Source organism: Paenibacillus radicibacter (genome assembly GCF_024721995.1).
GTDB classification, from domain to species: Bacteria; Bacillota; Bacilli; order Paenibacillales; family NBRC-103111; genus Paenibacillus_AM; species Paenibacillus_AM radicibacter.
Map to the genome: position 1 here is coordinate 229,608 of NZ_JANQBC010000003.1, position 21,958 is coordinate 251,565.

Sequence of the window (21,958 nt, forward strand, 5' to 3'; positions counted from 1 at the left end):
TAAGTAAAACATATCATATTTTTACCCTTTACTCAATTAGTTTTACTATGTATTTTACTAAGTTTTTTACCATGTTTTTAACTTTACATAGTAAAACTCTTATAACCATGTTTCCTAAAAATATAACGTGTGAGCTTTTTGACTGAATCTCGAAGGGAATTTTCATTAAGATGGTGGCTTGTGACACTAAAAAAAGAGGGAGAAGTCAATTCATGAATTCAGAAAAAACATCAACAATCAAGTCACCTAGAATGCCACATGTCCTTGTCATTTTGTTCAGCATGCTCGCCCTGGCAACTCTAGCAACTTATATCCTTCCCGCTGGTTACTTTCAGCGCGCAACCGACGCCGCGGGCATTGAATCTGTCGTAGCTGGTACGTACGAACAATTGGCACAACGCCCTTCCGTCTCGATCATGGGCATGCTGCAATCTGTCCTTAACGGCATGGTCGCGGTTAGCGACATTATCTTCTACATGCTCATCGTTGGCGGAACTTTTGAAGTTCTTCGTGCAACAGAAGCTGTTGAGCGTGCTATCGGCAAGCTCGCCCTTCGTCTCTCTGGCAAAGAACATTACTTAATACCCGCTCTCATGATCGTCTTTGCGATCGGCGGTTCGTTCATTGCACTCGCTGAAGAAGCGATTCCTTATATCACCTTGCTTCTACCGATCATGATTCGCTTAGGCTTTGACAATATGACCGCAGCCGCGGTCGTCCTGCTCGGTACATCGGCGGGGTTTACGACGGCGGTGATGAATCCTTTTACAACAGGAGTCGCGCAAACCTTGGCACAAGTTCCTCTGTTCTCAGGAGCAGAGGTGCGCATCGCAATGGGCGCAGCATTCGCGTTACTTAACATCATCTTCGTCTTGCGTTATGCACGCAAAATACGCCGCAATCCGTCCTTACGCTTCTTATCTAGCGATATGCAGACAGAAGCTCATTCTGAGGTACATGCGAAGCCTATGGAGCGCCGTCATGCCCTTGTGCTAATCGTTGTAGGTGTTTTCCTTGTCCTGCTCATGGTCGGTATTATCCGCTGGGGCTGGTCGCTTGCGCAAATTTCCGGGTTATTCATCGGCATGGGGATTGCTGTCGGGGTTACAGTTCGAATGTCGGCGAGCACGATTGCGGAACATTTTGTACGGGGATGCAGTGCCATTGCAATGGGAGCACTTGTCGTTGGGGTGGCGCGCGCCATTCTAATCGTCCTAAGCGACGGTGCGGTCATGGATACGATTCTTCATGCACTTGCGTCTGTCCTCGTGACGATTCCAAGCTCGCTGACTGCGCTCGGTATGTTCGGTGTACAGTCCATTCTGAACTTTATTGTGCCGTCAGGTAGTGGACAAGCCGCTCTCACGATGCCCATTATGGTACCGCTCAGTGATTTTGTTGGAGTAACGAGACAGACAGCTGTACTTGCGTTCCAGCTTGGAGATGGCATCTCAAACGTCATTGCGCCTACTTCTGGCTACTTTATGGCCGGTCTTGCTCTAGCAGGCATTCCTTGGACACGTTGGGCACGCTGGATGCTGCCGCTTCTCCTGATGCAGTATGTACTCGGTGCAATCTGCATTACGATTGCTCATTTAATCGGATACCAATAAAAGACCCACGCCAACTCTAGTAGTCTCTCATACCATATAACATCACATTATGGGAGGTAGATTTAGAGTATGGCTTATGGACATAAAGTAATACGGTATTCCACATCACCTGTAGAAAATGCAAAAGGGATATCTGGCCTACCAGGTACGTCCGTACAATTTTTTGCAAAAGCATTAAACAACAGCAAGAAGAAAGCGACGATAACTTTTCAGTTGTTTCGCTTAAACGGTCAGAAGGTGCTGCTCGACACCCAAACCTTCACTCTAGCACCAGGCTCATCGGGTTTCCGTACATTCGACGTCTCGCAATTGTTCCAATTTGAAGTCGTATTTACAGTGAGCAACTGCAATGTACTTGTATCAGGTTGGGGCAAGAACAAGGCGGGTCAGCTCGTCGCGGCACACCGCTTTGCGCAAGCGGAACTCACTCGTTTCTAATTCTCTTATCGGCTGCCCAAATAACGAAACTAAAGATGATTCCTGAACAGCACGCTAATCAGGAGTCATTTTTTTATTAATTAGAAACAGTAAAACAGGCGATCCTATTGGATGCGCCCGTTTCTCTATTGGAGCATGATTATTTGTAATAAGAAGTGGTTACTGGGACAAATACCCCCTCATAACCATAGAAGACATTAACTTCCTCCAGTCCGGCAACATCAACTTCAATAGTCTTCATACCATCTTCGATGGAAACGGTAACTTCTTTTAACAAATGCCCTTGCGTATCTTTGAATTCGAGCTTGACTGAAGCTTCAATTGCAGCCACTTGCAAGTATAACTTTTGGAATTTCTTGTTTGGTGTTAGTTGGATATTACCTCCACTAGTTTCTTTCGCAATCAGTACTTCTTTATAATCTGTGCCCTTATATTTGGTAAGATCAGGGTCTTTTGTTGAAGTATAGAAGATTTGATTCGCGTTAATAGGCGTGCCATTAACTTTTTCTCCTAACAGAACGCTATCTGTCTCAGCATCATAATCAACGGCTACATTTAATAAACCTGAGATGGCACGTATTGGTACATAAGTCGTGTCATCATAGGAAATAGGAGTTAGAACATTTCCCTTGGCATCTAACAGTTGTGTCGTTTTACCGTTCACTTTGACCTTAATACCGTTATTCAAGTAAGCCTTTATTTCCTGCATATTAGTACCTGCATAAACTCCAGCCCCTGCACTTAACAACATGGACGCTCCGATGATCGATACTACGATTGCTTTTTTCATTGGTTATTCCCACTCCTCAATTTTATGTATTTGTGAAAATGATTACTTATCTATTATATCAGAAAATTCTGAGTATGGATTATTCCAATCACAAGCGGATTAAAAAACTAAAAGGCATGAGCCCGGTACAATACCGAGCTCATGCCTAACAGTTTACCTACATATAATATGTTTTTTCCGTCTCTATTTATCTCTCTATATCTAACCTTTTTCATCTCTTTAATAGCTTGTCTCTATTTATAACACGCGAGAACCTGAAATAAATCTCTTCGTCCAGTTACCCTTCGACAGATCGCTAATCACAACGCCGTCTTTTGGGCTCAAGTTATGAATGAACTTGCCATCACCCATGTAAACCCCAACGTGGTTAACCTGTCCTGGTGTGCTCACACTAAAGTATACGAGGTCGCCTTTTTTCAATTGAGAAATCTGCTTAATGGAAGTACCTTGCTTACTTTGAGCGCTAGATCCCCATTTCAGATCCACACCTTGCTTTGCGAACAAGAACTTCGTGAAGGAAGAACAGTCGAATGTCAGTTTCGCCGGATCATTCTTGCCAAATACATATTTAACTTTACCCATTAGCGATTGTGCATCTTTAATGATCGCATCCGCCTTCTGGGAAGCTGTTTTATTCGATGTTGTTACTGCCGCTTGTACGGGCGTTGCGACTGTCATGCTAGATACACCTAACATAGCAACTGTCAGACTGACTCCCACCATGACTTTCTTCCATTTGGATGTATGTGTATGATTCATATCGATAACGCCTCCTGTTAGTCTAGTTTGTCTTGATGAAACTAGCATAACAGATAAAAAACTGGATGAAATTTCTAGAATCGGTGCTAGACCCTAGTACACAAGCGATCTCCAGTGATTCTTAATTTTCCATGAGAAACAGGTAAGCTTTTTCTTCTTGTATAAATAGGCTCGTTGAAGTTCGACTTTTTTAAAAAATATAAAAAAACAGACCTACCATAATTGGCAGGCCTGCTATCGTCTCTATAACTTGTCCACTATTTAAGCACACGTGTACCTGTAATGAATTTATTCTTCCAATATCCCTTGGACATATCGCTTATCACAACATCGCTTTTCTCATTCAAATTATGAATGAACTTACCGTCACCGATGTAAATACCAACATGTGCAATCTTACCTGGTGTACCTACGCTAAAGTGAACCAAATCACCCTTCTTCAGGTTCTTCGCATTCTTAATGGGTGTACCTTGCTTACTTTGCAGTGCAGAACCCCATTTCAAGTTTACACCTTGTTTTTGATACAAGTACTTTGTGAAAGATGAGCAATCGAAGATGAATCGCTTCGGATCATTCTTTCCATATTTGTACTGAACTTTACTCGCCAATGCTTTCGCATCTTTAATAATGGCATCTGCCTTTTGGGAAGCTGTCTTCTTACTGGACGCAGCCGCTGCTTGTACAGGCGCAGTCGTTATCATTGTTGTCGCACTAAGAAGTGCAACTGTAAGACTTACCCCCATGAATAGTTTTTTCCATTTCGGTGTTGCTGTTGCTGTGTTTGCCATAACGGTAAAACCTCCTGAGTTGTTGTATTCTGCCTTGGCTGCTATCAGCTTAACAGAATAAAATCAGGGAGGAATTACCAGAGTTGGGACAAAACTACGTATGCCAGCGGGTTGAGTGTCTTTATTAAGATTCCATTAGAAACGTGTAAAGAAAATCTTCTTGTAAAACGTAAACTATCCATTTTTACCAAAATAGACCCGCGTTTCGTTATGGCTTCGTTGATCGAATCAGCCACTCAATGAGCTCAAGAGACTTTTCTTTATTCTTCGTATCAAAGCGGATTAGAGCATATTTCTCATTACCCCGAATCGGTATGGTTTTGAATAAGCTGCTGCTCGTAATATCCACACCATATACATGCTCTTCTGCGACCTTGTCTGTCTTCGTCTTGTATACCTTACCCTCAGTCAAGTCACTTGGCAAGCTGCTCGTTAATTGCTCAATGGCAATGAATCCATCTTGTCGTACGTATGCCTCCATACTTGGACGATCCATAATATACACATCAAATTTATCGTTCATCATCGAGATGACACTCTTCTGTTGAAGTGCCATATCGTATGGATCTTTGGGCTCTCGCGGTACAATTGTAAGCTGAGTCTGAACGCGCTTCCAATCTGGAAACGCTTGAAGAATTGCATCTGAGATTTGCTCTGGTTTTTCAAGGAAATAATCGCCGAATAACATCACATTCACATCAATTGGTGGCTTAGCCGCTTCTGCTGCTTTCTCCGCTTGGCGATCCATGTAGCTTTTGACACCGAATATCGCGCAAATGACGAGGATAATTCCAATCAACACATGCCATTTGTAATAGTAAAAGAAATGTTCATACTTCCCTGTTGGTTTCATTGCACTTGGATCTTCATACTTCGTAAGACCCATGAGCACCTGATACGCCTCATTAATTTCCTCTACCGTTACTTGTGAGTCCAAATTACTTTCAGGTTCAGCCGCTTTGCTGCGGGAACGTGCTTTTTTCAGTAAAAGTCCATAACGATGTTCAATCTGCTCTTTCGTTGCATTCTCGGAAACACCGAGAATCGTACAAGCTTCCTTCAGCTTCTCATTCATCCCATTCACCTCAAGCACTAGTATGCATTCAATTTATTATAGCAAAGCAGAGCAGCGCTTGTCCTTATTAGGGAAGCGTTTCATTACTTGATCAGAATAATTGTGTATAAACCCAATTTTTTCATCTCTTTAAAGTTAACGTTGACGTTAACGTTAACTAGGGATATAATCTCAATTACATTTAACAATTTGGAGTGATTACATGACTTGGTTAAAAATCGATGAAGTTGCGCAGAGAAGTGGTTTGACGAAAAGAACGATTCGCTATTATGAGGAAATCGGCCTTCTATCTCCACCTGAAAGAAGTGAAAAAGGGATTCGCTTGTACACCGAAGCCCACATTGATCATCTTCTAAAAATCACAAATGCCCGGGAAGTGCTCGGATTCTCACTGCAGGAGATCCAAGAGTTCATCTCTATTAGTGATGCGCTGGAGACTCATCGCAAAGGTTACTGGAGCATCGAGGATCAGAAGGAAAAACTTGCGAAGCTTCAGGAAATCGATCATGTCATCAGTGATCAACTGGTGTTAATTGAGCAAAAAATCGAGAAGATTCACGCTGTTCAATCCGAATTGCAAGCCTTACGCACACGAGCCCGAACGGCGATTGCTCGTTATGAGCAAGAATAATAATACATTTTTTTAAAAAGTGGAGGTTTGATGGGTTCATGGGATCTCAAACACAAATTTCATCCTCACATTTACAGCAGCGCGCAGGCATGATGAATCAGCCGCGCGCTGTATGGGCAGTTGCGTTCGCATGTGTGATCGCGTTCATGGGACTCGGTTTAGTTGACCCGATCTTACCTGCGATTGCGCAGCAATTAGATGCAACGCCCAGTCAGGTGTCCTTATTATTCTCCAGTTATAACTTAGTAACAGGTCTTGCGATGATCATTACAGGGGTTGTATCCAGTCGCATTGGTGTGAAGTGGACGCTGCTTGTGGGGATACTATTAATTGTCATCTTCTCCGCACTTGGCGGTATGTCAGGAAGTATCGATCAGATCGTCGCGATGCGCGGTGGTTGGGGACTCGGTAACGCATTATTCATTGCAACTGCACTATCTGCCATTGTTGGCTTGTCTACAGGCGGAACGGCAAGAGCTATTATTCTATATGAGGCTGCGATTGGACTTGGTATTTCTGTAGGTCCACTACTTGGCGGAGAGCTTGGATCAATCTCTTGGCGCGGTCCATTCTTCGGAGTGAGTGTACTGATGGCGATTGCATTCATTGCGATCTCGATCATGCTGCCGAAAATTCCGAAGCCGCAGAAGCGTGTCTCAATTGCAGACCCGTTCAAGGCACTCCGTCATGGCGGACTATTCACATTCGCTGTTGTTGCTTTCCTTTATAATTTTGGATTTTTCACACTAATGGCTTATACACCGTTCATAATGATGCATCACTTAGATGCTCATGGTCTTGGTTATGTGTTCTTAGGGTGGGGACTTATGCTCGCGATCACTTCTGTATTCGTAGCACCCTTCTTCCAAAAGAAATTCGGAACGATCCGTTCCATGTGCATCATGTTGTTCTTGTTCGCGATAAACTTAGTTGTGATTGGTGTGAACACGGATTCGATTACCGTTGTTGTGACTTCTGTTGTCATTTCCGGCGCGTTCCTTGGGGTGAACAATACGTTAATTACGACCGCGGTCATGCATGCCGCTCCAGTTGAGCGCTCTGTTGCATCTGCGGCTTACAGCTTCGTTCGCTTTATTGGTGGAGCGATTGCACCCTTCCTAGCAGGTAAGCTTGCGGAGTGGTTCAACCCGCACATTCCGTTCTATGTCGGAGCGATATTCGTCGTGTTCGCGGTTGTGGCTGCGGGTATAGGACGTAAATTCATGAAAAATATTGATGCGGAAATTGCTCATTAAGAAGAACTATAGACATCATGAAACACACATACCAAGAGCCCAGGCATGAGGATGTACCTCGTGCTTGGGGCTCTTTTTAATATTTTCATATCTAATGAACCTTCCTATAAAGCACTCTTCACGTGCTCCATCTCATGGAGAAGCATTTCTCTTAATTGCACAGGATGATCCGAACGAATGGCAACATATGTGTAGGATTTCTCGATCCCCATAAACATGATGACGCGCAGTGGTTCTTTCATTCTCAAAATCAGATGAGGATGTACCTCATCAAAGTCCCTCGCGACAAAGCTGATCGTATCTTTCGTCGGTTTACTTTGCAGGGTAGCTGAGTCTTCGATGATGCTCTCGATCTGATCCATTCGAATCTCAGCACGCTTTAGCAAGCCAAGCGAGAGGTACATCGTACCTCTGTCGAAGCGAACAGGATTCAGGCGAGTCGCTTGAATATCCGCAAGAATAAATACGATCGTATAGATATTGAGGAGCAGTAGAACGATCGAGATTACAGCCGATTTTTCATGCAGCCAAAAGTGGATGACTAATGTCTCGATGACGATGGAGTGAATCAACATGATCTGCAAAGCGATATAGCTTGATTTGTGATGCAGGGTAATGCCAGACTCGGACTTCTTCTTCCATGTGAAAAAAGCGTAATAAAACACGAGCACTTCGGAACATAGCGCTTGAATGATCGGTTTTTTCTTCCGATAAGACTCTACTGCATGAGGAAAAGCGAACAGAAACGAGAGATTACTGGACTTTACTTTTGTTCTAATCCTTGGCAAGTATCGAACTAGTGCAACAATAAGGAACAACTCCATGCCGATGATGAGTGCTTCTATGCCAAGTCCAATCCAAGTAACCGCTGCATAGGGTGCAAGCATCGAACTTGGGATGAGAAATCTCGCTAATATAGCACCCATCGCCGTCAGAATGATCGCTTGTTTCATTACGAATTTTCCCTTGTACAGCATCCACAAGATTGGAAGCATGATCATAAGATCGATGAGCGATCCAATGACCACCCCTTGGGTCTCGGGTGTAAGCATTTGTTTGCCGAACGCAGTCTGATACAGCATGACATTACTGCTCAAGATGAGTCCAAGAAATAGCAGCCAGATCGGTCTTCCTCTACGTATCGCTTGCATGTTGATTCCCCCTCCTCGATGGCACAGCTTTCTTCTTATTACAGAGTTAATTTAACTATAAATTGAAGAGGAAGATTGCGACACAACATTTTCCAAATAATAGGTTAAAAATAAACAAAGTTGTCTAAGTCTTGAACAGACTCGGACAACTCGGGAGTTGCAGGTTATGTGACAACAATGCCTTCTTCTATAAGCACGCGCTCTATATGCAGATTTCGAACCACATTTAAATCTAGAAACTCTCCCTGATCCAATTGGACAAACGGATGCAGCTTCGCATAAGGATTTAATGTAAGAACTTTCGCATGGCGACCGTCTGAGAGCTGAACACGGCTTTGGGTGAGGGCTTGCATCATTTTATCCAATACGAGATGAATGATTCTGGGCTCTAACTTGCCGAAGGCTTGATCATGCAAGTGTGCAATCGTGGCATATAGCGGCGATGCCCCTTTGTGAGGACGGTCAGCAATCAGATGATGTAGGGTATCCGCGACGGCGACGACTTGACTATGATAATCGAATTTTCCTGCGCGAATGCCGAATGGGTAACCGCTACCGTCTTGCCGTTCATGATGAAGTAACGCCACAAGCGCTTGGCGGTGACTCGTACCAACCGTATCGCGAATCAGTTGATAACCGAAGTGAGTGTGCTTTTTGCGAAAGGCATATTCCATCGGGTGTAGTGGTTCGTCACTATCCATTAGGTCTGGAGGCAGCTTTACTTTACCTATATCGTGAAGCAGCGCGCCAATCGCCAGTTGTGTGAGCTGCGGTTCTTTCATACCGAGCCACTTTCCAATTATCACAGCAAGAATACTGACAGCTATCGGATGGCGGTAAGTATAATCATTCTTCGTCTGTAATTGCGCAAATAATGCGTAGATGTCATCTACTTGATCCGTTGTTTTCATAATAAAGGGGAGAATGTGCTGACGGATATCAAATAATGGAATTTTCTTCGTATATCGGACTTCATCATAAATCACTTTCATATGTGCCGCGCATCCATCGATATTCGGATGATAACCTAAGTCAGCAAATGTAACGGAACGTTCTAAGCTGATTAGATCCTCATCATCAAGTTCAACGCCATGCATTTCTAATAGACGAATTCGAACATGATTCAGTACAGTCTTGGCGGGGGCAAGCAATACACCTCGATAATTATGGGTATCTCGCTTTAGCTTTCTGCCGATATAGGGGTGCCTGGGGTACGGTCGATATTGGATAATCATGTGCATCCTCCTCACCACACTCATAATCTATAACTCTCGTTACATTCTATGAACAGGCTTGAAGAATATACCGACTCTCTGAATAGCCATGTGACAGGTGTGAAACAATGACGTATAATGGAACACTTCTGCTTGTGAAAAATAGCACCTTAGAATAGCTGAAAGTGATGTGAAAGATTGATGTTCTGGATTCAACTCCTGATTGTGTTACTTGCCATCTTCGTTGGCGCAAGACTCGGCGGGATCGGACTTGGCGTGATGGGAGGACTCGGACTTGCCATTCTGACATTCGGATTCGGCCTGCAACCAACTGCACCTCCAATTGATGTGATGCTTATGATCGCGGCGGTCATTACAGCTGCTGGCGCACTGCAAACGGCGGGTGGTATGGATTACCTCGTCTCGCTTGCTGAACGTGCACTGCGCAAACATCCAAGTCGCATTACCTTCATGGGGCCAATCGTGACGTATTTATTTACATTTTGTGCGGGAACAGGTCATGTGTCTTACTCGGTACTCCCTGTAATCGCTGAAGTATCTAGACAATCCGGTGTTCGCCCTGAGCGACCTTTATCCATATCTGTCATTGCTTCCCAACAAGCGATTACGGCAAGTCCCATTTCCGCAGCAACGGTAGCGCTCGTCTCCTTGCTTGCTGGTTACCATATTAGCCTAATCGACATCCTCATGATCAGCGTTCCGGCCACTTTCATTAGTTGTATGGTCGCTGCATGGGTGATGTCCAAGTTCGGCAAAGAGCTAGAAGATGATCCGATCTACCAAGAACGCTTGAAGGAAGGATTAATTCAAGATACGGTTGATGCCAATACCGATCAGAGAAGTGCTTCAACAAGTCCGAAAGCGAAGCTATCTGTTGTTCTATTCTTGACGGGTGTCGTGCTTGTCGTCTTGCTTGGTTCACTGCCCCAGCTTCGTCCCGCTTGGGAAAATGGCGGTAAGCTCGTCCCGCTGAGCATGGCTTATGCAATTGAACTTGTAATGCTGTCTATAGCTGCATTAATTCTCCTTGTGTGCAAAGTGAACGCTTCGCATCTGATCAAAAGCAATGTGTTCCTTGCAGGGATGCAGGCAGTCATTAGCATCTTCGGGATTGCATGGCTTGGTGATACATTCTTCGCAGGTCATATGGATCAGATCAGCTTATGGATCAAAGACAGTGTAACCGCAGCTCCGTGGTTGTTCGCAATCGCCCTATTCATAATGTCGATTCTACTCTACAGCCAAGCTGCAACGGTCCGCGCACTCATGCCGCTCGGTATTGCACTAGGCTTGCCACCCGCAGCTCTAATCGCGATGTTCCCTGCCGTGAACGGTTATTTCTTCATTCCGAACTACCCGACTGTGATCGCGGCGATTAACTTTGACCGCACGGGTACGACGCGAATCGGAAAGTATGTGCTGAACCACTCATTCATGCTTCCCGGACTTATTGCCACAACCCTCGCGATTGCGATTGGGTTTGGGCTTGCATCGATTATTTTGTAAAAAAAGCCCCTCCTATAACTCGGCTATCGAGTGATTAGGAAGGGCTATTTTTTGCCTACGTAACTATGGTTTTTTCACTTTTTAAATAATTCAAATCAACCTTGCTTCTTCTGGTCGATTTCCTGGTCCTGTGCCGGTTGCTCTGATTGCTCCGGTTCCGTCGGCTCCTCCGACTGCTTTTTCTTCAATCCTAGTCTTTTGCGAATGAATCCCCAAATCGCTGCGCCAGCCACCACAATCAAGATCCCAAACTTTTTCAATAGAGGGAGAAGCAAAGCAAGAAAGCCTGCTTTTTTGGCAACTGCCAGACCCACGCCTCCAAGAATTAATCCAGACAAGCCGAATTCAGCTACCTTATCGGTTTTGCTGTCAAAATCCTCATATCGCTGGCCCTGCTTCGGGTGAAGCTGCGCCAGGATCTTGTCGTTGAATACCTTACGGTCTTCCTTCAAATGCGCCGGATCTGAGACGAGTATCGCCGAGATATAGCCTTTACGCGTTAGAATCCGTACATTGTAGTTAATAACACCGTTGTTCTGAGAATCATGTGCCAATAAAGACCACGACAAACTGTGCAAGGTGTTGTCATAGAACGGGGCAACATCCCATTTGTCAATGAGTAGCTGATTTTCAGGACTTACTTCCTTATTCATTTCTTCCGTGCCTTTTTTGTAGCTTTCCAGCAAGGCTTTGGCATCGATTTTCGCTTTCTCGTCATCTTTTACATGTCCCGACTCGTCATATTCGAAATAAACGACCCAACCCTGTTCTTCGTCATCTGGTAAAACCGCGCCGACTTCTACCCCGCTCGGTTTCCCTCCGCTCTGTGTTATGTACTTTTTCGTATTCTCGGCATTCAGAAAAATAAATTCTTTGTCCAACTGCAGTTCCGCTAAATCGGTTCCCACGTCGACTTTCTGCCCGCCTTCTACCCACTTGATCTTCTCTGCGGCAAATACAGGAGCTGCACACACCATCATTATCAAAGTCATAACACTTACTGATTTAACTAGTTTTACAAGCCACGATTTCAAAAATAACTTCCTCCTAAACCATCTGTTCTTCTTACGCTGCGGATGAATTGTTCTTCTTTGCAAAATGAATGACTACTAGGATGGCACCAAGAACTGCAACACCAATCTCGACAAGGGTTTGACTTTCGCCAAAAAGGTCTTCCAAAACGTTAAATAATTTGAATTGCAGACCGAACTGCGGAAGTATGAATGCCCCTACCCCCAAAATTAAAAAAATAATACCAGCACGTAACATAAATAATTAACCCCCTTAATAATGGAAAAATACAAATTGTAGGTTATCATACAATCCAAAATGTGACAACCCATATGCTTCCAAGATTGAAAGCGATCTGGAACAATTCTTGCGTGGTCACGGTCGTTTGCTACACTTCGGGATATTGGTATTTTCCGAACAATATTCCATTAAAAACAGACAAATAACGATAAAAACACGAACATTATATGTAATTATTAACGAATCGTACATATTTTTTAATCAAAAAGTAATCCCTTTCCGCAAATTTAAGTATAATGGAACTTGTGTCAATTATTCGACAAATTATACAAATTTGATTATTTAAATTAGATTGATGAATCCCTATTCCGTGAACGGTTATTTCTTCATTCCGAACTACCCTACTGTGATCGCGGCGATTAACTTTGACCGCACGGGTACGACGCGGATCGGAAAGTATGTGCTGAACCACTCATTCATGCTGCCTGGACTTATTGCCACGACACTTGCGATTGCAATTGGCTTCGGGCTTGCAGCTTTGATTTTGTAATTACTTAGCAAAAAGACCCTGAACCATAACGTTCACAGGGTCTTTTTCACATTCAATTTTTGAGTATATTAGCATCCCAAATGATACTGATTACCGTCCCCTTACCGAGTTTCGTTTCAATCTTAATCCGACCACCCATTACGTGAACGAGCTCTTTGGTAACAGCCATACCAAGACCGCTACCTTCCATCACAGTCTCCGTACTCGTTCCCCGATAATAACGCTCGAATAATCGATCGATCGTCTGTTGATCCATCCCTTGACCGTCATCCTTGAAATCGATTCGCCACCCCTTATTCTTGAGCTGAATCAATTCAATATCTATCCTCGTATCTACAGGGTTATGCATAAGTCCATTTGCTAAGATGTTCTGAACAATTCGCTCAAACCAAGGCGGATAAACCGCAGCCATTATTGGGTTTTCAGGTATGAAGCAATAAACCTGTCTACCCTCATATGTAGGGTGTGCGATGACGCGGTTGACGGATTCCGTTAGCAAGGTGCCAATGTTTTCTTGTGAGAATTGTACGGGTATTTCCCCACTTCGAAGTCGATAGGTCAGTGCAAGATCATTGATCAATTTGTCCATATAGTTTGTCTTCTCCACCATTTTGGAAGCGAAATGCCGCACTTCTTCACGAGTCCAGCTATACTTCTCCGCCTCCAGCATGTGGGCATACCCCTGTATGGAAGCAATAGGTGTCTTCATATCATGCGTCACACCCGCAATCCACTCTTCTCGATTGCGCTGCGTTAGCTCTACCGTGTTCTTCCCCTCTTGTAGGGTTACAGATAGCGACTGTATCGACTCCATTACTTCTCCAAAGTCACGATACTTCCGCTTCCATCCTCCCTTACGCCTAATTGCTCTATTCTTCACCTGATCATAATCCGTGTAGTTGCCTTGTCCAAGCCTCTGTATCCAGCCGATGATGAGTAAGATCGGTGTCCCGAACTGCGATGCATACCAGATGGACAATAGAATAAACACGATCATAGACGATAACAGAAATGCTGCGATTCCAACAACCATGACCTGTATTTCCGAATGAATGAATGGCTTTAAGGCCGCCTGCTCTTCGCTGCGCATCATAGGATACTGAACCATCCATGTCAGCCCTGAACTCGCGATATACTTTGTCTCCATCCCCAAGCCGTAACGCTCCTGATGGATTGCCCTTAATGCCAGCTCATGAAGTGGATACGCAGATAGAGCCTCCTTGGGCTTACCCCAAGACGCCACTTCCACCCCTTCTTGATCGAGCACTTGAACAAAGCCCCCTAGCTTGTTCAACTCGTCTTTCACATGATCCGATAATGAAAGCTTATCATCCACAATCTTACCGTTATCAACGACGATCTGTAACAATTGTTGTGTATCTACTTTTTTGCCATATAGGAAGGTAAATACATGCCCCTTCTTTACTTCGATCCACATGAGTAGTTGATAGGGGAACGGCTCACCTCGAAGCCAATAGTCAATGAGTTGTCCCGGTTTATAGTGGGTTGGCAAATCCTGTGGAGCGTTGAAGGATTGTAGCACATTTCCTTGTGGATCGAGACTCTGTAACCATCCTCCATCTTCCTTGAGTCGCGCCAATAGGATCGGATCGACGATCAAGCCTTGATCGTTAATCGTTGAGTTCGAAATTAAACGTGATATCCCAAGTGGTGCGAACTGTCGGCTGATCTCGATATCCGTTAATTTCGTGAGCATCCAGGAGACAATACCTACAGCAATGACTGTAAGTAGCGCGCCTGCCGCCACCAATTGCCATGCAAATCTTGTCGCAAGCCGCCTACGAATCACTTCTATCCACTCCTTTAGGGCTAGTCAGCTTGTACCCCATCCCTCTTACATTCACAAGATATTCTGGCCTTGAGGGGTCACGCTCAATTCTCTCCCTCACACGGTGGATATGGACCATCACCGTATTATCATCGTTGTACATCTCCTCCCCCCATATGCGTTCGTACAACTCTCGCTTGTTAAAAATCCGATTCGGATGCTTGCAAAAGAACAATAGCAACTGGAACACAAGTGCTGGACAATGGGATATCGATCCATCTACGGTCAGTGTCCCTTCTGATGCATCCACTTGAAAACGTCCAAAGTCATAGCGATCTGCCGTTCTCTGATCCTCCGATTGCGATTGAGGCTGTAGCTGTGGCATCACCTGCAAATATCTCTTCAATTGAGCCTGCATCCTCGCAACGACCTCAAGTGGATTAAATGGCTTCGTAATGTAATCATCTCCACCCACAGCAAAACCTGATAATTTATCAAAATCCGACATTCTTGCAGTTAAGAATAAAATGGGCGCATTCGTCGTCTGCCGAATGAAAGGGCAAATCTCTAAGCCGCTCTTACCCGGCATCATCACGTCCAACAGGACGATATCGTATCTTTTATGAGCACATGCCGTGAGTGCTGCTTCTCCATCGTAAACCGTATCAATATCCGTAAATCCTTCTTTACGCAACACCGTTTCCATGATCTCAACAATCGAACGTTCATCATCTACAATTAGAATCTTGGCACCCTTCATTATCATCACTCCATTATGCGAATGTTCTCATTGTAGCATGTCAAATTTACTTGACTCACAATGGAATCTTACGAGAACCTTACTTTTTACAGCGATTTGTCTAAATTGTTTATACAAAGTTAAACCTGTCTTACAGATGGTGTAAGATTCATTCGGTATACTCATCTCATACAAGCAGAGGAGAGGATGAACCAAATGAATAACAAGAGAACAAGGAATCGATTTCGCCTACAGGCAGTTATCCTATCATTACTATTAATTGTTACGGCGGTGGCGGGGTGCGGTTACATGCCTCCAAGTAAAGGAGCCGATACCATGAATCAACCAGGTAAAGAAAGCACACAAAAACTCGCAGCAATCGCAGCGAAGGATATCCCAACCGCTCTACTAGATGGGAAATACGATCAACTCTATGCACAATTCGGAGACTCTCTGAAGGGTGCGGTTACGTTAAACAATTTCAAATCGATGGCAAAAGATTTCTTATCCGATATTAAAGGTTTTCAACTCACATCCACATTCAAACTCAATGGCTATGAGTCCTATGTGTGGGATGATTCTTCCGGGCAGAAGGGATTAACGGCAATTGTGGACAAGAACGGCATAATCGAAGGTATACAAATTATGCCGCATTCTCCGCATCCTGTAACGGATCAAGCTTACTCCAAAACAATTGTAGACTTCCCTTTTCGCGATCAGTGGTTTGTTTTCTGGGGAGGCAAGAACATCATGGTTAACTATCATTACGAGTATGAGTCCTATCGGTATGCCTATGATTTTGTAAAAGAAAAGAATGGCTATTCCTATGAAGGTGATCCTACGAAAAACGAAAGCTACTTCGCCTTTGGTCAAGAGATTGTAGCTCCAGCAGCAGGGGTAGTCGTTGAAGCCGTAGACGGCATTGCAGATAATACACCCGGCGGTGAAATGAATACGAAGCAGCCTTCAGGAAATGTCGTTACCATTAAGCATCCAAACGGAGAGTTCAGCTCGATTGCCCATCTGATGAAGGGTTCCGTCCAAGTTAAAGTAGGAGATTCTGTCACTGCGGGTCAACTTCTTGGTAAATGCGGTAACTCAGGGAATTCGAGCGAACCCCATGTTCACTATCAGATGTCTCCCCCATCAGACAACGGCAAGCACTCCACCACTATTCCGATTACATTTAAAGATGGATCTAAACCGATTCGCGGCGAATTGGCCGGAAAGAAGGACAATTAATAGAAAAATCACACTTCCGACAGCTCCCTATGGAGCTGTTTTTTGCTCATTTTCGGAAAATACATAAAATATACTGAAAAAACAGTTAAATATATGTAGTTTTTGCCAAAATATTATTTTTGCATACAATTCAAGTCGTTAAAACGCCAATTCATCGGTAAAACACGAACATTAACTTATAAATGTTAACCAATCGTACATATTTTTATACAAAAACGATATTCCCTTTCTATTAATTTTAAGTATAATAGGATTTATGTTTATTGTTCGACAAAATTCTACAAGTTTAATTTCGCAAAGTAGATTGACAAATTCCGATTAAACCGATAGGATTTTAAAAAATAAAAATATTTACATAAAGGGGTCGAGACTATTGAAAAAGATGTTGATGCTCGTCTGCACACTCGTGCTATTCATTACTGCAGGTTGTGGAAACAAAGCGGCGACTACAGAAAATCATGAAGGCCATACAGATCAAGCTGCAGGCAAAGATGCGAAGAAGATTGCACTTGTTCTTCCTGAAAAAATTGGTGTGAATCCATTCTTCCAGATCATGGACGAAGGTGCAAAAAAAGCAGGTAAAGAGTTCAACGTTCAAATTAAAACGATTGAATCGACTGACCCTAACGCATTTGAACAAAACATGAGAGCAGCTGTTGCTGATAAATATGATCTGATTATCACGGCGACTTTCCAAGCAGAAGACGCTTTGAAGAAGCTTTCTGCTGAAAATCCAGACCAAAAATTCGCAATTATCGACACCGTTATTGAAGGACCTAACGTTCGCTCGGTTGTATTCCGTGAATACGAATCCTCCTACTTGCTAGGTGCAGCTGCTGGCTTGTCCACGAAGACAAACACAGTCGGTATCGTAGCTGCAATGGACATTCCAATGATCAAGAAATGGACGGTTCCTTTTGAAGAAGGCTTGAAAGCAACGAACCCGAACGCGAAATATCTTGTTAACTACGTAGGTGGCTTTACTGACCCTGCAAAAGCGAAAGAACTTGCGATCTTGCAACAATCCAAAGGTGCTGACTTCATTCTAGGCGCTGCTGCTGTTGGTGACCTTGGCGTATTCGAAGCTGCGAAAGAGAAAAACTTCTTCACAGCTGGACAAGATATTGACCACACAAGCAAAGACCCTGAACACATCGTATTGTCCCAGTTAAAAGGTGCGGATACAGCAGCTTATGAGACAATCAAAGACTTCACAAGCGGTGCATTCAAAGGTGGCGTTGTGGATTACGGTTTGAAAGAAAAAGGCGTTGGTGTTCCATTTGTAACACATGATTCTCAAACAAAAATGAATCCTTTCCTTACAGCTGAAACGATTACTAAATTGAAGCAAATCAATGATGACATCGTATCCGGTAAGCTTGTACTGAAAGATCCATTGAAACAATAGACTTCTGATTCCACCACCGGCAATTGCCGCCATTCGGACCGACTGCATCTACACCCGCAGTCGGTTTTCGATTTAATCAAACTAGATAAGGGGTGCTAACATGCTGCTGCAAATGGAGCAGATTACAAAAAAGTATGGGGACTTTACAGCGAATGAGGCAATCAATTTCTCACTTCGCGAAGGTGAAGTTCATGCCATCGTCGGTGAGAATGGCGCTGGCAAAACAACACTGATGCGAATGCTCTATGGCATGGAAATCCCGACATCGGGCTCCATTGCAGTACGTGGGAAAGAAGTCTCTTTCGACTCCCCTCGAGACGCAATTGCAAACGGTATTGGCATGGTGCATCAGCATTTCATGCTATTCCCTTCTTTTACAGTAGCCGAGAATATTGTCATTGGTACTGAACCATCTAGCGCCATTGGCTTCAATCGCAAGCAGGCTGTGCAACAAGTCAAAGCACTTAGCGAAAAGTACGGCATGCCAGTACCACCGGAGAAGAAAGTTTCGGAGTGTGCACTTGGTACGCAGCAGCGAATGGAGATATTGAAAGTACTCTATCGTGGTGCCGACATCATCGTTCTGGATGAACCCACTGCGGTACTTACACCCATTGAGGTAAAGGAATTACTCACCGCCATTAAGAGCCTTGCTAGCCAAGGCAAAAGCATCATTCTTATTACCCACAAACTACATGAGGTTATGGAAGTTGCTGATCGCATCACGGTATTACGCAATGGTAAGGTGACTGGCACATTAAATAAAACAGATACGAATATCGAGGAACTCTCCCGTCTCATGGTTGGCAGAGAACTCGCTCCTGTTATCAAGCAAGAACCGCTGCAAGGTAAGCCTGTCTTGAAAGTAAGGAACTTGAGCTTGCAAGGTGAAGGCGGTAAACCAGTAGTCGATCAAGTCAACTTTACCGTTCATGCTGGTGAAATTGTAGGTATTGCAGGCGTCTCTGGTAATGGACAGACGGAACTGATTCAAAGCATCTGCGGACTACTACCCACTCACACTGGAAATATATCGCTACTCGGAACAAGTCTTATAAACAAACAACCGCATCAAATCAGACAAGCTGGTCTTGCTCACGTACCCGAAGATCGTTATCAATGGGGTTCTGCTAAAGACCGTACCGTACTCGATAATGGCATCATGGGATTCCAACGCAGCAAGCAAAAGCTTGGCATTCTACATCATAAAGCACTTCGTGATATGGTTGCCGGTTGGGTAAAGAAATTCGATATTAAGACATCATCTATTCATAATACAGCGCAAAATTTATCTGGTGGAAATTTGCAAAAACTCATTGTAGCGCGTGAACTTGCACAAGAAACACCATTTCTAATTACAGCCGAACCGACTCGTGGAGTAGATATCGGCGCAATGGAATTCATCCATGATCAGTTACTTGCTAAACGTAAAGAAGGCGGAGCGATCCTACTCGTATCCTCAGAATTATCTGAAGTGCTGAAGCTATCAGATCGGATTCTCGTTATATATGAAGGTAAAATCGTTGGTGAAGTCAACGGTCATGAAGCAACAGAGGAAGCAATCAGCTTGCTTATGGCAGGAGGAGGAAACAACCATGAATAATTTCAAACAACAAGCGAAAGCACTCATTCATCCTCTTACTGCACTTGCTATCGGTCTAATCATCGGGGCGATTGCGATCTTGCTCATTGGCGGTTCTGTGCTTGATACTTACGGGCAAATGTGGAAAGGTGCATTTGGTAGCACGTACTTTTTAACGAATACGCTCACTCGCGCCGTTCCGATCATCTTCATTGGACTTGGATTAGCACTCGCATTTAGAGCTGGATTCTTTAACTTAGGGGCAGAGGGACAACTTGTGCTGGGCGGAGTTGCTGCAGCTTTAACAGCCCTTTACCTACCAGGTCCAGGCTGGGTGAAGTTAATTGGTGCCCTTCTAGCTGGTATCGTCAGCGGTGGATTATGGTCGGCTTTTGCCGGTTGGCTTGATGCAAAGTTTAAAGTGAATTTGCTTATCACAACGCTGCTATTAAACTATGTCGCTACACTATTAGCGGGATATTTAGTTGCGAATCCTTTTAAAGATACGAAAGGCTCTGCGGCACTTGCCCAATCAGCCATGATTGATAAAAGCACTTGGCTACCCAAACTAATGGCGGGTTCAAGCTTACATGTCGGATTTATTATCGCTGTCATTGCAACCATTGTCCTGTTCTGGATGATGCGCAGTACGGTGTTCGGCTATGAAATGAACATGACGGGCAGCAATCCATTCTTCGCGATGTACGGCGGGGTTAAATCTGTCTCGATGGTTGTGACTACGATGTTTATTAGTGGCGGACTTGCTGGGCTCGCAGGCGCTGTTGAAGTGCTCGGCATGCAATATCGCTATCTGGATGGCGCATTAACGTCCCCGAACTATGCTTGGTCAGGACTCATGGCTGCCCTACTTGCAGGCTCTAATCCAATCGGAACAGCCCTTGCAGCAGTCTTGCTCGCAGCACTGCAAACTGGTGCCATGGGTGTCGAACGTAATACCGAAGTACCACTAGAGATTGCAAGTGTCATCCAAGCGGTGATCGTCGTGTTCGTTTCAGCCAAAATCAGCTATGCCTTTATTAAACGGAAGAAAGGGAGGAATTCAAATGGAACAGCTGCTTGATCTCTCACTGATCAATTCTACCATTCGGATGGTCGTCCCGATTCTACTCGCTGCACTCGGCGGTCTACTTTGTGCGCGCGCAGGTGTATTTAACGTAGGTTTAGAAGGTTTCGTACTTGTCGGTGCTTTCTCAGCGATCCTTGGCAATTACCTGCTTGGCAACGTGTTTCTCGCCGTTATTTTTGCAGTCGTCTGTGTCATGATCTACTCCCTACTGTTCGCCTATGTTGGCATACACTTACAAGCAAATGTCATTGTAGTAGGGATTTCAATGAACTTCCTTGCGCTTGGACTCACGACGTTCTGTCTCAGAGCCATTTTCCATGTGAAGGGCGCTTATTATGATAAAAATATGATCGGTCTGCCGAAATGGGACATTCCCGGTCTAGGCGGCGTGCTAACAGGCTTATCGCCACTTGTGTTCTTGACTGTTATCTTGGTCATCGGACTTCATTTCTTCTTGTATCGCACGGTAACTGGATTCCGTCTGCTTGCGGTTGGAGAGAACAGTATAGCAGCCAAAAGCATCGGCATTAAGATTCATCGTTATCAATATGGTGCGATTATCGCATGTGGTGCATTCTGCGGACTGGCAGGCGCGCAGCTATCGCTTGGTAATCTAACGATGTTCTCCGAAGGAATGACCGCTGGACGCGGATTTATCTCCCTCGTTGCCATGATGCTAGGACAATTTAGCCCGATCGGCGTAACGCTATCCAGTCTGTTCTTCGCACTAATGGAAGCGATCAGTATTCGATTGCAAGGCTTTGCCCTACCTACTCAATTTACGATGATGATACCTTATGTCGTGACACTTATTGCACTATTCTTCTTTAGAAAAAGCAGCTATTTATCTGATGCACAAAAATCGAGCGGAAGCTCGAGGTAAAAATGTGAGGACAAAAAATTAACGAAAGGAAAAAGAAGCAACTGTAGGAACGTAGTGTTCGCCTTTGAAATCGTGAAACTACCATTAAGTCAATTCAAAATTCACGATTGAGACAGCGACCGGAAGTGCTTCTTTTGCCTGTAGTGATCATTTTTTTGTTCTCTCTAATAAAAACAACGTGAGGA

At 44.2% G+C, this 21,958-nt stretch carries 20 protein-coding genes and 1 pseudogene; 11 read left to right on the plus strand and 10 right to left on the minus strand.

Annotation, left to right across the window (positions count from 1 at the left end; genetic code table 11):
* Positions 1-212: 212 nt before the first annotated feature.
* Both NV379_RS08780 and NV379_RS08785 read left to right on the plus strand, forming a co-directional pair.
* Positions 213-1,613 carry a YfcC family protein gene (locus tag NV379_RS08780; RefSeq protein WP_258206920.1) on the plus strand — a complete coding sequence of 467 codons (1,401 nt, stop codon included), beginning with the start codon at positions 213-215 and terminating at the stop codon, positions 1,611-1,613.
* Between the two features lie 69 nt (positions 1,614-1,682).
* Complete coding sequence (locus NV379_RS08785; RefSeq protein ID WP_258206921.1) at positions 1,683-2,051, plus strand: hypothetical protein; 369 nt, start codon at positions 1,683-1,685, stop codon at positions 2,049-2,051.
* Between the two features lie 139 nt (positions 2,052-2,190).
* On the opposite strand, the gene NV379_RS08790 is transcribed toward NV379_RS08785, so the two are convergent.
* The 4 genes from NV379_RS08790 to NV379_RS08810 all read right to left on the minus strand — a co-directional run bounded on the left by NV379_RS08790 (position 2,191) and on the right by NV379_RS08810 (position 5,463).
* Entirely contained in the window at positions 2,191-2,841 is a 651-nt protein-coding gene (locus NV379_RS08790) for a stalk domain-containing protein (protein ID WP_258206922.1), read from the minus strand.
* Positions 2,842-3,078: 237 nt separating this feature from the next.
* On the minus strand, positions 3,079-3,600 hold the full coding sequence (locus NV379_RS08800; protein WP_258206923.1) for a C40 family peptidase: 522 nt from the start codon (positions 3,598-3,600) through the stop codon (positions 3,079-3,081).
* A gap of 257 nt (positions 3,601-3,857) precedes the next feature.
* The gene (locus NV379_RS08805) at positions 3,858-4,388 is read right to left on the minus strand and encodes a C40 family peptidase (protein ID WP_258206924.1); all 531 of its coding nucleotides are present in this window, start codon (positions 4,386-4,388) and stop codon (positions 3,858-3,860) included.
* Positions 4,389-4,596: 208 nt separating this feature from the next.
* Positions 4,597-5,463, minus strand: coding sequence for a J domain-containing protein (locus NV379_RS08810; RefSeq protein ID WP_258206925.1), 867 nt, complete (start codon positions 5,461-5,463; stop codon positions 4,597-4,599).
* Between the two features lie 202 nt (positions 5,464-5,665).
* Between NV379_RS08810 and NV379_RS08815 the strand changes: the two genes are divergently transcribed.
* Together NV379_RS08815 and NV379_RS08820 are read left to right on the plus strand one after the other, a co-directional pair.
* Positions 5,666-6,094: a MerR family transcriptional regulator gene (locus NV379_RS08815; protein WP_258206926.1), complete on the plus strand. Its 429-nt coding sequence runs from the start codon at positions 5,666-5,668 to the stop codon at positions 6,092-6,094.
* Positions 6,095-6,132: 38 nt separating this feature from the next.
* Positions 6,133-7,350 (plus strand): MFS transporter, encoded by a 1,218-nt coding sequence (locus tag NV379_RS08820; RefSeq protein ID WP_258206927.1) that lies wholly within the window; start codon positions 6,133-6,135, stop codon positions 7,348-7,350.
* Positions 7,351-7,454: 104 nt separating this feature from the next.
* Here NV379_RS08820 and NV379_RS08825 read toward each other — a convergent pair whose 3' ends face one another.
* Together NV379_RS08825 and NV379_RS08830 are read right to left on the minus strand one after the other, a co-directional pair.
* A complete protein-coding gene (locus tag NV379_RS08825) occupies positions 7,455-8,501 on the minus strand; it encodes a beta-carotene 15,15'-monooxygenase (protein WP_258206928.1) in 1,047 nt (348 codons plus the stop codon).
* 164 nt (positions 8,502-8,665) lie between these two features.
* Complete coding sequence (locus tag NV379_RS08830; RefSeq protein WP_258206929.1) at positions 8,666-9,736, minus strand: HD-GYP domain-containing protein; 1,071 nt, start codon at positions 9,734-9,736, stop codon at positions 8,666-8,668.
* A 180-nt stretch (positions 9,737-9,916) separates the two neighbouring features.
* On the opposite strand from NV379_RS08830, the gene NV379_RS08835 reads away from it, so the two are divergent.
* Positions 9,917-11,242, plus strand: coding sequence for an anaerobic C4-dicarboxylate transporter family protein (locus NV379_RS08835; RefSeq protein ID WP_258206930.1), 1,326 nt, complete (start codon positions 9,917-9,919; stop codon positions 11,240-11,242).
* A 95-nt stretch (positions 11,243-11,337) separates the two neighbouring features.
* Here NV379_RS08835 and NV379_RS08840 read toward each other — a convergent pair whose 3' ends face one another.
* Positions 11,338-12,276, minus strand: a complete 939-nt coding sequence (locus NV379_RS08840) for a DUF2167 domain-containing protein (protein WP_258206931.1) — start codon at positions 12,274-12,276, stop codon at positions 11,338-11,340.
* A gap of 31 nt (positions 12,277-12,307) precedes the next feature.
* The gene (locus tag NV379_RS08845; RefSeq protein ID WP_258206932.1) at positions 12,308-12,511 is read right to left on the minus strand and encodes a hypothetical protein; all 204 of its coding nucleotides are present in this window, start codon (positions 12,509-12,511) and stop codon (positions 12,308-12,310) included.
* Positions 12,512-12,860: 349 nt separating this feature from the next.
* On the opposite strand from NV379_RS08845, the pseudogene NV379_RS08850 reads away from it, so the two are divergent.
* Positions 12,861-13,043, plus strand: a pseudogene (locus NV379_RS08850) (anaerobic C4-dicarboxylate transporter family protein); the annotation flags it as partial.
* Positions 13,044-13,095: 52 nt separating this feature from the next.
* On the opposite strand, the gene NV379_RS08855 reads toward NV379_RS08850, so the two are convergent.
* Both NV379_RS08855 and NV379_RS08860 read right to left on the minus strand, forming a co-directional pair.
* Entirely contained in the window at positions 13,096-14,853 is a 1,758-nt protein-coding gene (locus NV379_RS08855; RefSeq protein ID WP_258206933.1) for a sensor histidine kinase, read from the minus strand.
* Positions 14,843-15,592, minus strand: a complete 750-nt coding sequence (locus NV379_RS08860; protein ID WP_258206934.1) for a response regulator transcription factor — start codon at positions 15,590-15,592, stop codon at positions 14,843-14,845. Before NV379_RS08860 ends, NV379_RS08855 begins: the two co-directional genes overlap by 11 nt.
* Positions 15,593-15,787: 195 nt before the next feature.
* Between NV379_RS08860 and NV379_RS08865 the strand changes: the two genes are divergently transcribed.
* The 5 genes from NV379_RS08865 to NV379_RS08885 all read left to right on the plus strand — a co-directional run bounded on the left by NV379_RS08865 (position 15,788) and on the right by NV379_RS08885 (position 21,773).
* Positions 15,788-16,813 carry a M23 family metallopeptidase gene (locus NV379_RS08865; protein ID WP_258206935.1) on the plus strand — a complete coding sequence of 342 codons (1,026 nt, stop codon included), beginning with the start codon at positions 15,788-15,790 and terminating at the stop codon, positions 16,811-16,813.
* A gap of 373 nt (positions 16,814-17,186) precedes the next feature.
* Complete coding sequence (locus NV379_RS08870; protein WP_258206936.1) at positions 17,187-18,221, plus strand: BMP family protein; 1,035 nt, start codon at positions 17,187-17,189, stop codon at positions 18,219-18,221.
* 100 nt (positions 18,222-18,321) lie between these two features.
* Positions 18,322-19,824, plus strand: a complete 1,503-nt coding sequence (locus NV379_RS08875; RefSeq protein WP_258206937.1) for an ABC transporter ATP-binding protein — start codon at positions 18,322-18,324, stop codon at positions 19,822-19,824.
* Entirely contained in the window at positions 19,817-20,884 is a 1,068-nt protein-coding gene (locus NV379_RS08880; RefSeq protein WP_258206938.1) for an ABC transporter permease, read from the plus strand. The genes NV379_RS08875 and NV379_RS08880 overlap by 8 nt, the downstream gene beginning before the upstream one ends.
* Positions 20,868-21,773 carry an ABC transporter permease gene (locus tag NV379_RS08885; RefSeq protein ID WP_258206939.1) on the plus strand — a complete coding sequence of 302 codons (906 nt, stop codon included), beginning with the start codon at positions 20,868-20,870 and terminating at the stop codon, positions 21,771-21,773. The genes NV379_RS08880 and NV379_RS08885 overlap by 17 nt, the downstream gene beginning before the upstream one ends.
* The last annotated feature ends 185 nt before the right edge of the window (positions 21,774-21,958 follow it).

Excerpts from the sequence above, each read along its gene's own strand:
- NV379_RS08780 (WP_258206920.1), top strand. The coding sequence starts at position 213 with ATGAATTCAGAAAAAACATCAACAATCAAGTCACCTAGAATGCCACAT.
- NV379_RS08785 (WP_258206921.1), top strand. The coding sequence starts at position 1,683 with ATGGCTTATGGACATAAAGTAATACGGTATTCCACATCACCTGTAGAA.
- NV379_RS08790 (WP_258206922.1), bottom strand. The coding sequence starts at position 2,841 with ATGAAAAAAGCAATCGTAGTATCGATCATCGGAGCGTCCATGTTGTTA.
- NV379_RS08800 (WP_258206923.1), bottom strand. The coding sequence starts at position 3,600 with ATGAATCATACACATACATCCAAATGGAAGAAAGTCATGGTGGGAGTC.
- NV379_RS08805 (WP_258206924.1), bottom strand. The coding sequence starts at position 4,388 with ATGGCAAACACAGCAACAGCAACACCGAAATGGAAAAAACTATTCATG.
- NV379_RS08810 (WP_258206925.1), bottom strand. The coding sequence starts at position 5,463 with ATGAATGAGAAGCTGAAGGAAGCTTGTACGATTCTCGGTGTTTCCGAG.
- NV379_RS08815 (WP_258206926.1), top strand. The coding sequence starts at position 5,666 with ATGACTTGGTTAAAAATCGATGAAGTTGCGCAGAGAAGTGGTTTGACG.
- NV379_RS08820 (WP_258206927.1), top strand. The coding sequence starts at position 6,133 with ATGGGATCTCAAACACAAATTTCATCCTCACATTTACAGCAGCGCGCA.
- NV379_RS08825 (WP_258206928.1), bottom strand. The coding sequence starts at position 8,501 with ATGCAAGCGATACGTAGAGGAAGACCGATCTGGCTGCTATTTCTTGGA.
- NV379_RS08830 (WP_258206929.1), bottom strand. The coding sequence starts at position 9,736 with ATGATTATCCAATATCGACCGTACCCCAGGCACCCCTATATCGGCAGA.
- NV379_RS08835 (WP_258206930.1), top strand. The coding sequence starts at position 9,917 with ATGTTCTGGATTCAACTCCTGATTGTGTTACTTGCCATCTTCGTTGGC.
- NV379_RS08845 (WP_258206932.1), bottom strand. The coding sequence starts at position 12,511 with ATGTTACGTGCTGGTATTATTTTTTTAATTTTGGGGGTAGGGGCATTC.
- NV379_RS08860 (WP_258206934.1), bottom strand. The coding sequence starts at position 15,592 with ATGAAGGGTGCCAAGATTCTAATTGTAGATGATGAACGTTCGATTGTT.
- NV379_RS08865 (WP_258206935.1), top strand. The coding sequence starts at position 15,788 with ATGAATAACAAGAGAACAAGGAATCGATTTCGCCTACAGGCAGTTATC.
- NV379_RS08875 (WP_258206937.1), top strand. The coding sequence starts at position 18,322 with ATGCTGCTGCAAATGGAGCAGATTACAAAAAAGTATGGGGACTTTACA.
- NV379_RS08880 (WP_258206938.1), top strand. The coding sequence starts at position 19,817 with ATGAATAATTTCAAACAACAAGCGAAAGCACTCATTCATCCTCTTACT.
- NV379_RS08885 (WP_258206939.1), top strand. The coding sequence starts at position 20,868 with ATGGAACAGCTGCTTGATCTCTCACTGATCAATTCTACCATTCGGATG.